Genomic DNA, 14,118 nt, shown 5'->3' with positions numbered 1-14,118 from the left:
CGATTACTTTTTCTTCCAAATAAAAACTTTTGTTACTTTCAATCATGTTCCATAACGTATATACCCCTTTCTGACAGTCTTAACAATATATTTAGCTGCATACAAAAACAGCTGTTCATTTTACCGAACAACTGTCTTATTTTGGAAAGAAAACATTAAAAATATTGTTAAATGCTATTGATTACACTATATTCCCCGTACAAACATTCGTTTAATCACGCATTATGACATTCTAGTGAACTATTCTTATCTCGGCGATAATTCATCTTCAGTCATCCACATATGATTCTTAACCATCTTGCCATTGTCTTTATCTTTATAATCTACTGTATACACTGTTGTTTTTTCGACCTTATCAATAGTTGCTTTGGCACCTTTCATACCTTTCATATGATCAGCTTTCAAAGTAACTGTATCCCCTTTTTTGAAACCTTCTTCCGGTGCGTTTTCTATTTCTTCATTCACAACCCATTTGTGATGCGAAACCTTTTTACCGCCATCAGTTGGTTTGTAACTAACTTCGTACACACACGTATTATAAGCGCCTTTAACTTCGCCGTCAGCGTTCATCATGCCTGGCATATGTCCTTCTTTCAATCTGACATCATCACCCTTGTTAAACTGACTATGACGCGCATGATGCATATGCTCAGGCATTTGACCATGATGGTGATTCATGTGGTGTTCTCCTTCACGTGAAGTTTGTTTATCTTGCGTTGTATTTTGAGCATTTTGACTCGAGGTTTGTGTGTCCTCTTGATTATTTGAACAAGCGGTAAGTATCAATGATGACGTTAACATAACCATTCCGATTCTTTTCAACATACCTTTCACCCTTTCTTTACTCCCACATTTATCATATACCCCCTTTAGGTATATTACAATCAAACAAAAAAAGAGACACACTTAAAGCGGTGTCCCTAAACTATTTTACATAGTCAATGATGACTTCATGTAATCAATATATTCTCTTGTTGCATAATTAATATACTTTTCTTTTTTCCATATAACACCTAATTGCCATCTCATAGCAGAGTCATTGATTTTAGCACTATGAATAGGTCCTCGAAGCATTTTCACAATGTTTTCTGGTAAAATACTGACACCTAATCCAGCCGTTAATAAGTTTTCAATAAAATTCCACTGAGAAATTTTAGAAATAGTCTTAGGCACAAAGCCCGAACGTTTAGCTGTTTCAATGATTTTATCGTTTAAATAGAAATCTTCGTTAAATAAGATAAAGTCTTCATTTGCTAACTCATGCATTTCTACCATTTCACGACCAGCGAATGGATGTGTTTCACTAACAACTAACAAGATGTCTTCTGTATAAAGTGGAATAGACTCAAAAATAGCACTGTCTACTGGTAAAGTTGTAATACCAATATCAATTTCATTATTGATAATTTGAGATTCTAGCGCCTTCCCGCCATTCTCTACTAAGTTATAGGTAATGTTTGGATACATTTGATGGAAGTTGCCTAATGTATCAATGAATTTATTCATGTTCATCACCGCTGATAATCCAATACTGATGTGTCCCGCTTCAAGCCCTTTTAACTGATTCACTTCTTTAGGCAAGTTTTCAAATAAATTCATAATTTCTAATGATTTCTTATAAAAAATCTCTCCGCTGTCGGTCAAAGTTAAATGACGTTTACTTCGATCAAATAATGCGCTGCCTAGTTCATTTTCTAAATCTTTGATTGCCTTACTGATTGTAGGTTGCGCAATATAAAGTTCTTTAGAGGCATTTGTCATACCACCATGTTGTACAACTGCAATAAAATATCCCATTTGTTTAATATCCATGTTTGTGCCCCTTCTCTTTTTTACTATTACTATTTCATACTTTTCACATATACCACCATTTTATAATATCAACTGCTGAAGTGCTATATATCTAGAAAAACAGACCGAAGAACTTTTCAACTCTTGGTCTGTTTCCTTTCTATTTAATAATATCAATCAATTCTTTTTTAGCTGCAGCACGTGCTGGTATCCAACCGAATATAATACCAATTAAAGTTGATACGCCAACCGCGAGCAATACAGAACCTAAACTTACAGCACTCTTAATATAATCTGGTGTAACTACATCGACAAGCGATGCAATACCAATACCTAATAATAAGCCAATAATACCTCCGATTAAACACAGTACAACACTTTCGACTAAGAATTGTATCTCAATATCTCTCGCTTTAGCACCGAATGCGCGACGAATAGCAATTTCTTCTGAACGCTCCGCGACAGAAATGTACATCACATTCATTACACCAATACCTGCAATGAATAAAGAAATTCCGGCAACTGCTGCTACGAAATACGTAATCCCATCAAATATTTTACTGATGCCTTTCATCATCTCTTCCATATCTGAATACTGGTAACTACCTGCTGCTTGGCCGCTTCCTTTTTTCGATAACACCTTCGCGACACGTTCACCTACTTCTTTTTTATTATGACCATCTTCGATCTTAACTTCTAACTGTGCAAAATCTTGCGTTAGATTGGGTAAATAATGTTCAAGCGTTTGTGTCGGCATGTTTACGACATTATTTTCAAAGCCATCATCCGTAGTTACGCCGACAATCTTAAACCCTTGTCCATTAATATATAGTGATTGTCCAACTGCTTTTTTAGGGCGATCAAATAAATTCTCAGCTAATTTCTTATCAATAGTTACTACTTTATTTTTAATCGCATTATCACCCTGATTAAATCCGTGGCCTTCATCTACGTTGTTAAATCGGTCCTTCACGTAAATATTTGCATTGCCATTTTTACGTGAATTCGTCACTTTAGCTGTGAATGCTTGATCTTTATCTTTTTTAATCTGTGCTTTTTCAACACCTTTTTCTCTTTCTGCCAATTGAATATCACTAGGAGCAAAAGGCTCTGTTTTTATATCAGCATCCGTAGACTGCATAAAGCTAATGAGCGCAGTATCTTTAGACACACCTGAATCTGAAAACTGTTCATTTGCGGTCTTTTTAAATCCATTTCCTAGAGACATAATCGTAATAACAGCTGCAATACCAATAATAATTCCAATCATCGTAAAGATATTGCGTCGTTTATTTTTCATAATAGAACGTAGGGATACAATGAGTATATTAGATAATCGACTCATTTTTTCACCTCTTCTTCCTGAATGCGTCCATCTAAGATATGAAAGATGCGATCAGCTTTTTCAGCTACTGCTCGATCATGTGTCACCATAATCATCGTAGTCTCTTGTTCTTGATTCAGACGTATAAATAATTCCATAATATCTTCTGAAGTCTTTGAATCGAGCGCACCTGTAGGTTCATCTGCGATAATAAACTTTGGTTGATTCACTATTGAACGTGCAATTGCCACCCGTTGTTGCTGACCACCGGATAATTTATTCGGCACAAAATTTTCTTTGTCGTAGAGCCCAACATTGTGCAGAGTATCTAAGACACGTTTTTTACGTTCTTGACTGTTAATTCCGGCGTAAACTAAAGGAATACTGACATTTTCTAGTACTGTATTGTTTTGTATCAATTTAAAATTTTGAAAGACAAAACCTACAACTTGGTTTCTGATTTCAGCTAATTGATTATCAGAGCTCTTTTTATAGCTGTGATTATTAAATAAATAGTCGCCCTCATAGCCTCTATCAATGAAACCTATGATATTAATCAATGTACTTTTACCTGAACCAGAAGGTCCCATAATCGCGATAAATTCACCCTTTTTTATTTCCAGGGAAATATCTTTTAAGATATGATTCACTTTATCTCCGTTTTTAAAAGAACGATTGATGTTTTCTAACTTAATCATTCTTTCACCTCAATCTTATCTCCCTCTTTTAGAGATGATTTAGGATTTTGGACTAAACGTTCTCCTTCTTTCAACCCTGACTTAACGTAAATTGAACCATCTTGTTTTTCTACTTTAATTTTACGTTTTTCAATTTTGTTTTCTTTATTTAGCACGTAAACTGTATCATTTTTGTCTAATACATTTTGAGGGATTTTGATTTTATCAGAAGCAACTGAAGCATCTAATGATAATCCTGCACGTACTGGAGAAGATAAATGACCGATAAGCACGTTATATTTTGAAGCATCATTTGAGTTGTCTTTACCTGATACGTCATTCACAACAGGATTTGAGGCTTGTCCGGCATCTTCTTCGGAACCACCTGCGGCAGAAGCACCGCCCATCGCATTTTGATTCAGACTGTCTTCATAACTTGTAGGAAGTTCTGATATCTTTAGCACTTCACCCGTCCCTTTATCACCTGTACTGTTGACTTTATATTCTATTTTCTGACCTTCTTTAATTTTATTTAAATCATATTCAGTAACTGTTGTTTTAATTTGTGGATCGTTTGAGATTAATTGAAGAATTGTTTCTCCTTCATTAGGATAATCTTCTTGTATAATCTCGATCTTTCCACTGAATGCCGCAAATAAGCTGTCATTAATTTGTTGATCAAACTGATTTAATGATTGATTGGCTTTATTTAGATTAGCTTGTGCTTCTGAAAGTTGTGCGTTTGCTTGTTCATCATTCGGTGCACGATTCACACTTTCTTGTGCTTTTTGTCTCGCACGCTCCGATTGATTCACTTTATCTACTAAACCCTGACGCTGATTTTGACTTGTATCATAACTGATAATTTGTTGACCCTTTTCAACGTTTTGACCATTTGAAACAGTTGTATTGATATATGTACCGATAGTTGAATTATTTTGGTAAGACTTCACTGTTTCTGGAGAAGCTTTACCTTGCATGGTTAGTGGACTTTCTTTTTTAGCTTTGTAGACACTATATGTATCTTCTTTATTTGATGTGCCTCCAACATTTTTCACAATGATTGCGATTATAAATAATAGTAAAATTACCGCAATGATTAAGATAATCCATGTCATTTTCTTTTTCACACTAATTCTCTCTCCTAACAATTAATTTTAAACTCACAATTGCATAATATCACAACTTAAAAATAAATGAATACCTTTACATGAATAAAGTTAGATATTTATAATCTTTAAAATTACCTACTAATTTTTACGACGTTCATTAATATCACAATCAAATGATTGTAGCAACAATAAAAATTTTTATCATTTTTAGAAAAACCGTTTATTAAAATTAATGACTATGGTACGCTTTGAATAAAATCATACATAAGGAGTGGCATATGGAAAATTCTAAATTACTGCTAGGCGATGCCTTTAGCAAATTCAGAGAACGTCCAAAATGGGCACTTAATTTAATTATTTGGATTGTCGTAGTTATTGGTTCACTTTGGTTAACTTTCGCTTTTAGCGATTGGACAGAAATCATGAAACAAACCAATCCAAATATGAGTCAAACACAAATTGAACAAGCTAGATCTTTTATGGGACCAGTCACAGTTATTGGAGGGCTCTTCTCACAACTTTTCTATTTACTCATCGCATTTTTAATTGTTTGGGCAATTGCGCGTATTTTTAAATCTGATGTAAAAAAGAAAAGTATTTTTGCGGGAACATTATTTGCGCTGTTAATTAGCTCATTAGTGGCACTGATTGTCTTAGCAATTCAAGTGATTGTTGGTTTAGATATTGTGAAAATTTCAATCACAAGCTTGAATATATTTGACCCAGGTAATAAGGTACTTGGCGTATTCAACTTACAAACTTTACTTTCTGGTTATCTGTTTAGCCTTTTACTGTATAAAACTTGTAAGTTATCAGGAAAAGTTTCTATTATCTTTGGTATTGTGCTAGTTATTATTTCAATAGTATTTGGTTTAATTGGCGCATCTGTCCAATAATACAGCAACGAATAAGAGGGGATGACCATGTGCGTCATTCCCTCTTTAGTCATTTATGATTCGTTTTTCTTTTCAGGAAAGATTAAACTATAAACAAGACATTTATAGCGACTTATCCAAAAAGAAAGTAGTGATTCTAATAAATACACAAACACATACCATACAAACACCTGATAATTTCCAACTTCAAATCAGAACCCACTTCTCAAAACAACGACCAAAAGGTATTATTATTTATTATCATGGTGGTGGTTTAATTGCGGGTTCACCGCATGATTTATCTAATGAGGCCATTCAAATATTGACACATCATTTTCATTTAGTTGAAGCACCCTATCGATTAGCGCCAGAATCCAATATCTACACGATTATTAATGATGCTTTCTTAGTATTTGATAGTACCAATAAAATGTATCCTGATTTACCAATTTTTACTTTCGGGCGGTCTTCTGGTGGATATCTAGCCTTACAAATCGCATCTCAACGTACTGTCAAGGGTGTCATTGATTTTTATGGTTACGCAAAAGTGAACTTACCTGAATTCAAATTACCACATAGTGAATTCCAAAAGAAAACGGCCCATCTGAACTCAGCTATGATTGATATGATGGTTCAATCACAACCGGTTACAAAAGGACCGATTCAGTTCCGTTACCCACTATATTTATATACTAGAGGTAATGGACAGTGGTATGAATTTGTAAGTATTCAAGATGCTGAAAATCCGGAATTAAACTTAAGTTCTCTTGATTTAAAACAAATGCCGCCCGTTTTTATTGCACATGCCTTAAAAGATATTGACGTTCCTTTTAGTGAAAGTGAAAGGTTGGCACAACATATTCCTAATTCCACCTTAATTACAATCGATAGTGATGAACACGATTTTGATCGTTCATTTAATAGTGATACTAAAGCAATATACTTTCAAGCAGAAAAATTCTTACATCATTGTTTAAAAAGTTAAGTAGTAAATTGATTTAAGTCATGATGTTCGCATTCTAATAAATAACGTTTCCTATCTAATCCGCCGCCATATCCAGTAAGCTTGTTATGGTGGCCTACCACACGGTGGCAAGGGATGATAATAGAAATTGGATTACTCCCCACTGCTCCACCAACTGCTTGTGCAGACATTTTCTTCTTACCTCTTAGCTGCGCAATTTTACGTGCTATATCTCCATATGTTATTAATTCACCATATGGAATGTTGACAAGTTCATTCCAAACTTGCTCTCTGAATTCCGTACCAGATGCATGGTATTTAAAATTAATTTCAGGATTTTCTCCATTGAAATATCGATTCAACCATTCTCTGACTTGGTTAAAAACTGGCACTGAAGTCAATGCCACTTTATCTATATTCGGATCTTCTTTATTAATTTGTCCTTCGTAATAAATACCAGTCAATACATCATCTTCGCTTACAAGTGTTAATGTTCCTATTGGAGATTGATAATCGCTCATTTTCGTCATTAAATCACCTTTTCTTCGTTTTATCTATTTAAACGCTGCAAATTCAATAATTTCTTTTAACCCCTATTACTTTCATTATGTATAAAAAAAGAACACACCTCAAATGAGATGTGTTCCAAAAATCACTGATAGATTTTTTAGTTAAACTTATTGTTTATCTTTATTGTCTTTACGACGTTTACCGAATAACAAGATTGAACCAAGAGCTGCAAATAATCCACCGAATAATGGTGCGTTATTTGTGCTTTCTGTTTCACCTGTGTCTGGTAAAGCTTCTTTCTTCTCTTTAGAAGTTGCTTCTTCAGAAGGCTTTTCTTGTTTCTCAACTGCTGGTTGTTCAACGCTTGGAGCTGGAGTAACAGCTGGTGCAGTTGGCTCTTCTGGCGTTGTTGGAACTTCTGGTTTTTCAGGTGTGCCTGGCTCTTCCGGTGCTGTTGGAACTTCTGGTTTTTCAGGTGTGCCTGGCTCTTCTGGTGTTGTTGGAACTTCTGGTTTTTCAGGTGTGCCTGGTTCTTCCGGTGTTGTTGGAACTTCTGGTTTTTCAGGTGTGCCTGGTTCTTCCGGCGTTGTTGGAACTTCCGGTTTTTCAGGTGTGCCTGGTTCTTCTGGTGTTGGTTCATTTGGTGTCGGTTGTTCCGGCGTTGGATTCTCTGGTGTTGGTTCGTTTGGTGTCGGTTGTTCCGGTGTTGGGTTATCTGGTGTTGGTTCGTTTGGTGTCGGTTGTTCCGGTGTTGGATCCTCTGGTGTTGGTTCGTTTGGTGTCGGTTGTTCCGGTGTTGGGATATCTGGTGTCGGCTCGTTTGGTGTCGGCTCTTCTGGTGTTGGTTCTACTACTGGTTTGTAGAATCCGCTATCGATTGTTTTATCATCTGCGTTATTTACAATCACTGTTACAGTTTTGCCGTCTGAGTCTAAAGCAGTATTTCCTACATTAACTAATGTTGGTTCATAACCTTCAGGCGTTTCAAATGTAATTGTGTATTCACCATTCGGTAAGTTTGTGAACTCATAATTACCATTTTCGTCTGTTGTAGTTGTAACTGTTGATCCGTCTGGTTTTGTCAATGTCACTTCTACGCCTGGGATACCTGGTTCATTTGAATTTTGTACTCCGTCTTTGTTTGTATCTTCCCAAACTTTATCACCAACTGTGTATGTTGCTGGGACTGGAGTTGGTTCTACTACTGGTTTAAAGAAGCCGCTATCAATTGTGTAGTTATCTGCGTTATTGATTGTAACTGTTGTTGATGTACCGTCTGAATCAAGTGCAGTATTTCCTACATTAACTAATGTTGGTTCATAACCTTCAGGAGCTTCAAATGTAATTGTATATTCACCGTTTGGTAAATCAGTAAATTCATACTTACCATTTGCATCTGTTGTTGTTGTAACTGTTGATCCATCTGGTTTTGTTAATGTTACCGTTACACCTTCGATACCTACTTCATTTGAGTTTTGGATGCCGTCTTTATTACTATCTTCCCATACATAATCACCTAAGTTGTATGTTGCTGGAACTGGTGTTGGTTCAACTGTTGGTTTGTAGAAACCAGAATCAATTGTCTTATCGTCTGCATTATCTACAGTTACAGTTGTTGTTGTTCCGTTTGAATCTAATTCAGGATTACCAACGTTTGGTGTTGTCGGTTCATAACCTTCAGGTGTTTCGAATGTGATCGTATAGTCGCCATTCGGTAAGTTTGTGAACTCGTAGTTACCGTTATTGTCTGTTGTTGTCGTTACTGTTGAACCATCTGGTTTCGTCAACGTTACTTCAACGCCTTCGATACCTACTTCATTTGAGTTTTGGATACCATCTTTGTTTGAATCTTCCCATACATAGTCGCCTAAGTTGTATGTCGCCGGTACTGGTTCAGGGGCAACGACTGGTTTGAAGAAACCGCTGTCGATTGTATAGTTATCCGCGTTATCAATTGTCACTGTTGTAGATGCACCATCTGAATCCAATGCGTCATCGCCTACATTGACAGCCGTCGGCTCATAACCTTCCGGTGTTGCGAAATCTACTGTGTAGTCGCCGTTTTCTAGGCCAGTGAATTCATATTTACCATTCGCATCTGTAACTGTCGTTACTGTTGATCCGTCTGGTTTTGTCAATGTGACTGTTACACCTGCGATACCCACTTCATTTGAGTTTTGGATGCCGTCTTTATTTGAATCTTCCCATACATAGTCACCTAAGTTGTATGTTGCTGGTACTGGTTCTGGAGCAACGACTGGTTTGAAGAATCCGCTGTCGATTGTATAGTTATCTGCGTTATCGATTGTCACTGTTGTTGATGCACCATCTGAATCCAATGCGTCATCGCCTACATTGACAGCCGTCGGCTCATAACCTTCCGGTGTTGTGAAGTCTACTGTGTAGTCGCCGTTTTCTAGGCCAGTGAATTCATATTTACCGTTCGCATCTGTAACTGTTGTTTCAGTTGTGCCATCTGGTTTTGTTAATGTCACTGTTACACCTGCGATACCCACTTCATTTGAGTTTTGGATGCCGTCTTTATTTGAATCTTCCCATACATAGTCACCTAAGTTGTATGTCGCCGGTACTGGTTCTGGGGCAACGACTGGTTTGAAGAATCCTGAATCGATTGTATAGTTATCCGCGTTATCGATTGTCACTGTTGTTGATGCACCGTCTGAATCCAATGCGTCATCGCCTACGTTAACTAATGTTGTTTCGTAGCCTTCTGGTGCTGTGAAATCTACTGTGTAGTCGCCGTTTTCTAAGCCAGTAAATTCATATTTACCGTCAGCATCTGTAACTGTCGTTACTGTTGATCCGTCTGGTTTTGTCAACGTTACTGTTACGCCTGCGATACCCACTTCATTTGAGTTTTGGATACCATCTTTGTTTGAATCTTCCCATACAAAATCACCTAAGTTATATGTTGCTGGTACTGGTTCTGGAGCAACGACTGGTTTGAAGAATCCTGAATCGATTGTATAGTTATCTGCGTTATCGATTGTCACTGTTGTTGATGCGCCATCTGAATCCAATGCGTCATCGCCTACATTGACAGCCGTCGGCTCATAACCTTCCGGTGTTGCGAAATCTACTGTGTAGTCGCCATTTTCTAGGCCAGTGAATTCATATTTACCGTTCGCATCTGTAACTGTCGTTACTGTTGATCCGTCTGGTTTTGTTAATGTCACTGTTACGCCTGCGATACCCACTTCATTTGAGTTTTGGATACCATCTTTGTTTGAATCTTCCCATACATAGTCGCCTAAGTTGTATGTCGCCGGTACTGGTTCTGGGGCAACGACTGGTTTGAAGAATCCGCTGTCGATTGTATAGTTATCCGCGTTATTGATTGTCACTGTTGTTGATGCGCCATCTGAATCCAATGCATCATCACCTACGTTGACAGCCGTCGGCTCATAACCTTCCGGTGTTGTGAAGTCTACTGTGTAGTCGCCGTTTTCTAGGCCAGTGAATTCATATTTACCATTCGCATCTGTAACTGTCGTTACTGTTGATCCGTCTGGTTTTGTTAATGTCACTGTTACGCCTGCGATACCCACTTCATTTGAGTTTTGGATACCATCTTTGTTTGAATCTTCCCATACATAGTCGCCTAAGTTGTATGTCGCCGGTACTGGTTCTGGGGCAACGACTGGTTTGAAGAATCCGCTGTCGATTGTGTAGTTATCCGCGTTATTGATTGTCACTGTTGTTGATGCGCCATCTGAATCCAATGCATCATCACCTACGTTGACAGCCGTCGGCTCATAACCTTCCGGTGTTGTGAAGTCTACTGTGTAGTCGCCGTTTTCTAGGCCAGTGAATTCATATTTACCATTCGCATCTGTAACTGTTGTTTCAGTTGTGCCATCTGGTTTTGTCAATGTGACTGTTACACCTGCGATACCCACTTCATTTGAGTTTTGGATACCATCTTTATTTGAATCTTCCCATACATAGTCGCCTAAGTTGTATGTCGCCGGTACTGGTTCTGGTTCAACAACTGGTTTGAAGAATCCGCTGTCGATTGTATAATCATCAGCATTATTAATGATAACTGTTGTTGTTGTTCCATTTGAATCAAGTTCTGTTAGATTACCTTGATTTACTAGTGTTGCTTCGTAACCTGCTGGCGTTGAGAAGTTAACTGTGTACTCGCCGTTTTCTAAACCAGTGAATTCATATTTACCGTCAGCACCTGTTACTGTTGTTTCAGTCGTGCCGTCTGGTTTTGTTAATGTCACTGTTACGCCTGCGATACCCACTTCATTTGAGTTTTGGATGCCGTCTTTATTTGAATCTTCCCATACATAATCGCCTAAGTTGTATGTCGCAGCTACAGGTTGATAGAAACCAGAGTCGATTGTTAAGTTGTCCGCACCATTAATTGTTACAGGTACAACTAAACCATTTGAATCTACTGTGCTATCTGTTCCAGCATTTTGTGTAGTCGGAACATAGCCTTCTGGTGTACTAAATTCTACTGTATAGTCTCCGTTATTTAAATCTGAGAATAAATAGTTACCGTATCTATCTGTTACTGCTGTATTGATAATATTGCCGTTAGCATCTTTAAGTGTAACTAAAACGTTTGAAATTGGTGTTTCTCCACTATCTTGAATACCATTTTGATTAGTATCTTCCCATACATAGTCACCTAATCTATAAGTTTCAAGTGTTCCATCTCCAGTACCTGAGCTGTTTTCAGTTACAAAGCTGTTATCAAAGAAATAACTTGCTTCATAACCAGATTGATCTGTTGCATAGAGAGTCGCTCTAGTTGTTAAATTTGAACTATAAGTCGGATCGAATTGTGAATCCATAACTACTACATACGGATTATCAATCGCACCGAAATTAATAATCATTTCACCATTTGCATTTGTATAAATACTTCCATTATTTTGGAAACTTTGTGCTAAGTCTTGGTAACCTGCAGCTTCAAAATCATAGCTATCAGGTAATTGACTTGGGTCTGGTACTTCGTAAATATGGAAAGTTGTATAGTCAAAGCCAATTAGCGCATTACTGTTACCGTCTTTTGGAGCCATAACTAGAACTGCACTGCTTAAATTTAAATCAGTTGGGTTGACATAAACCACTTCAGTGAAATCGTTAGTTGTATTTGTCGCATCAACATTTGTAATCATTGAATCAACGTATGCTGGATAAACCCCATGTTCGTGTGAATCATATGCATATGTGATTTGTGTATTAAATGTTTCACCAGCTAAATCATAGGTTAATGGATATGTTCCGTAATCTTTCGCTGTATTACGATCCGCAAACTGCGCTAAACTAAAGCTTCCTGATACATCTTCTTTATCATTAACCCAATCAGTGAATGTATAAGTCAAAGTTTTAGTAGTTGTGTCGTAAACACCATTTGCGACTACATATCCTGATGGTGATAATAAATCAGTTGTAAATTGGTTATTTGCATTTGTGTAATCCAATTCTCCATCCATATTTGCATATGTTGGCATTTGTACAGTGAAATAGTCTCCTGCTTGAACAGTACCGTTAACTGTATAGTCTGCATTCAAGCGGAAGTTACCACTTTGGTTAGGATCAATCTGAGTTTCTGAGATTGTAGGATTTGAAATAGTAACTAAGTCATTTACATTAGTACCTGAAGCAACTGCTAATGTTGTAAATGTTGTCGGTTCAGACATTAAACTGAATGAACGTAACATTGGTGTTGTTTCAGCAGTCGTTTGGATTGTGTTTGCATCTTTATTATCAGAAGATTGTTGCAATAACTTGTATGTTGCGAGTTCTGGTGAATCAGCACTTGTAACACCTGCTTGTGCAGCTAAATCACTAGATTGTAAAGATGTATCTTGAGTAGTACCTGCATCTGTAGTTGTATTTGTATCAGCAGCTGCAATGACTTGTTGAGTCGGTTCAGTTGATGAAACCGTATTTTGTTCAGCACTTGGTTCAACTGTTGATTTATCAACCGTTTGGTCAGTAGAACCTTGAGTAGTTACAGGTTCTTCAGCTGTTTGGGCAGAAGTTGTATTAGAAGTGCTTGATGTATCTGTTGATTTTTCTTGTGTAGTCGTATTAGGTTCTTGTGTTGAAGATTCAGATGTAGTTGATGATTCTGAAGTTGATGATTCTGAAGTTGATGATTGTGCAGATGTATTGTCTGTAGTTGATTTTTCTTGTGTTGTTGAAGTTGTTGTGTCAGCTGACTCTGGTGCTGATTGTGATGAAGTATCCTTTGTTGTTGATGATGTATCTGTTGAAGATGCATTTTGAGAAGAAGTGTCTTGTTGTGGAGCATCTGACGTAGTTGTTGTATTTGTATCAGTAGTAGTTGTTGTATTTTGTTCTGGAGCTACAGTTTCACCAGTTGTAGGTGCATCTGTAGTTTTTGTATCAGTTTGTGGTGCTGTTGGTTCAGCAGGTTGGTCAACCGATTGGTCAGTTGATTGTTCTGTTGTACTTGTTTGTGTTTCTTGTGTCGGTGCAGTCTCTTGAGTCGGTGCAGCCTCTTCTGTTGGTTGTGCTGCAGGATCATTTGTCGAACTACCTGACGTTTGGTTGCTTGTAGAATCAGTTGTTCCTTCTGCAGCTCTTGCTTCGTTTCCAATTCCGAACAACAACGTTGCTCCAACGATGATAGAAGCTGTTCCTACAGTGAAACGACGGATCGAATATTTATTTTGACGCCTTGCGTCAAAGCCTCGCGAATGTGAATTATTTCTCATATTAAGATATAACCCCTTTCCAAAAATTAAAAAATTTCCCTTGTCCAATTGTTACGTATATTGTTTACCACTTAACTAAGTTTTCAAAAAACTGTTACAAATAAATAGTACCACAGTTCCAAACAACTTTGTATTAC

At 37.2% G+C, this 14,118-nt stretch carries 9 protein-coding genes; 2 read left to right on the top strand and 7 right to left on the bottom strand.

All coding sequences use genetic code 11. The annotated features are described in order from the left end of the window. Nucleotides 1-246 precede the first annotated feature (246 nt). From BU038_RS09965 to BU038_RS09945, 5 genes are all read right to left on the bottom strand, one after another. Nucleotides 247-825, bottom strand: a complete 579-nt coding sequence (locus BU038_RS09965; protein WP_107605910.1) for a YdhK family protein — start codon at nucleotides 823-825, stop codon at nucleotides 247-249. Nucleotides 826-930: 105 nt separating this feature from the next. Next, entirely contained in the window at nucleotides 931-1,812 is an 882-nt protein-coding gene (cidR, locus tag BU038_RS09960) for a cidABC operon transcriptional activator CidR (protein ID WP_107605908.1), read from the bottom strand. Nucleotides 1,813-1,951: 139 nt separating this feature from the next. After that, nucleotides 1,952-3,136, bottom strand: coding sequence for an ABC transporter permease (locus BU038_RS09955; RefSeq protein WP_107605907.1), 1,185 nt, complete (start codon nucleotides 3,134-3,136; stop codon nucleotides 1,952-1,954). After that, complete coding sequence (locus BU038_RS09950; protein WP_107605906.1) at nucleotides 3,133-3,813, bottom strand: ABC transporter ATP-binding protein; 681 nt, start codon at nucleotides 3,811-3,813, stop codon at nucleotides 3,133-3,135. The genes BU038_RS09955 and BU038_RS09950 overlap by 4 nt, the downstream gene beginning before the upstream one ends. Continuing rightward, entirely contained in the window at nucleotides 3,810-4,922 is a 1,113-nt protein-coding gene (locus BU038_RS09945; protein ID WP_107605905.1) for an efflux RND transporter periplasmic adaptor subunit, read from the bottom strand. Before BU038_RS09945 ends, BU038_RS09950 begins: the two co-directional genes overlap by 4 nt. A 260-nt stretch (nucleotides 4,923-5,182) precedes the next feature. On the opposite strand from BU038_RS09945, the gene BU038_RS09940 reads away from it, so the two are divergent. Then, nucleotides 5,183-5,800, top strand: a complete 618-nt coding sequence (locus BU038_RS09940) for a YIP1 family protein (protein WP_107605904.1) — start codon at nucleotides 5,183-5,185, stop codon at nucleotides 5,798-5,800. A gap of 130 nt (nucleotides 5,801-5,930) precedes the next feature. After that, a complete protein-coding gene (locus BU038_RS09935) occupies nucleotides 5,931-6,764 on the top strand; it encodes an alpha/beta hydrolase (protein ID WP_107605909.1) in 834 nt (277 codons plus the stop codon). On the opposite strand, the gene BU038_RS09930 is transcribed toward BU038_RS09935, so the two are convergent. Next, the gene (locus BU038_RS09930; RefSeq protein WP_107605903.1) at nucleotides 6,761-7,273 is read right to left on the bottom strand and encodes a methylated-DNA--[protein]-cysteine S-methyltransferase; all 513 of its coding nucleotides are present in this window, start codon (nucleotides 7,271-7,273) and stop codon (nucleotides 6,761-6,763) included. The genes BU038_RS09935 and BU038_RS09930 overlap by 4 nt on opposite strands. A 147-nt stretch (nucleotides 7,274-7,420) precedes the next feature. Next, complete coding sequence (locus BU038_RS12675; RefSeq protein ID WP_107605902.1) at nucleotides 7,421-13,981, bottom strand: SdrD B-like domain-containing protein; 6,561 nt, start codon at nucleotides 13,979-13,981, stop codon at nucleotides 7,421-7,423. Nucleotides 13,982-14,118 lie beyond the last annotated feature (137 nt).

The sequence above is a fragment of the Staphylococcus simulans genome, from assembly GCF_003043455.1.
Lineage (GTDB): Bacteria > Bacillota > Bacilli > Staphylococcales > Staphylococcaceae > Staphylococcus > Staphylococcus simulans_A.
This window is presented reverse-complemented; position numbering and strand designations above follow the sequence as displayed.

Excerpts from the sequence above, each read along its gene's own strand:
- BU038_RS09965 (WP_107605910.1), bottom strand. The coding sequence starts at position 825 with ATGTTGAAAAGAATCGGAATGGTTATGTTAACGTCATCATTGATACTT.
- cidR (WP_107605908.1), bottom strand. The coding sequence starts at position 1,812 with ATGGATATTAAACAAATGGGATATTTTATTGCAGTTGTACAACATGGT.
- BU038_RS09955 (WP_107605907.1), bottom strand. The coding sequence starts at position 3,136 with ATGAGTCGATTATCTAATATACTCATTGTATCCCTACGTTCTATTATG.
- BU038_RS09950 (WP_107605906.1), bottom strand. The coding sequence starts at position 3,813 with ATGATTAAGTTAGAAAACATCAATCGTTCTTTTAAAAACGGAGATAAA.
- BU038_RS09940 (WP_107605904.1), top strand. The coding sequence starts at position 5,183 with ATGGAAAATTCTAAATTACTGCTAGGCGATGCCTTTAGCAAATTCAGA.
- BU038_RS09930 (WP_107605903.1), bottom strand. The coding sequence starts at position 7,273 with ATGACGAAAATGAGCGATTATCAATCTCCAATAGGAACATTAACACTT.
- BU038_RS12675 (WP_107605902.1), bottom strand. The coding sequence starts at position 13,981 with ATGAGAAATAATTCACATTCGCGAGGCTTTGACGCAAGGCGTCAAAAT.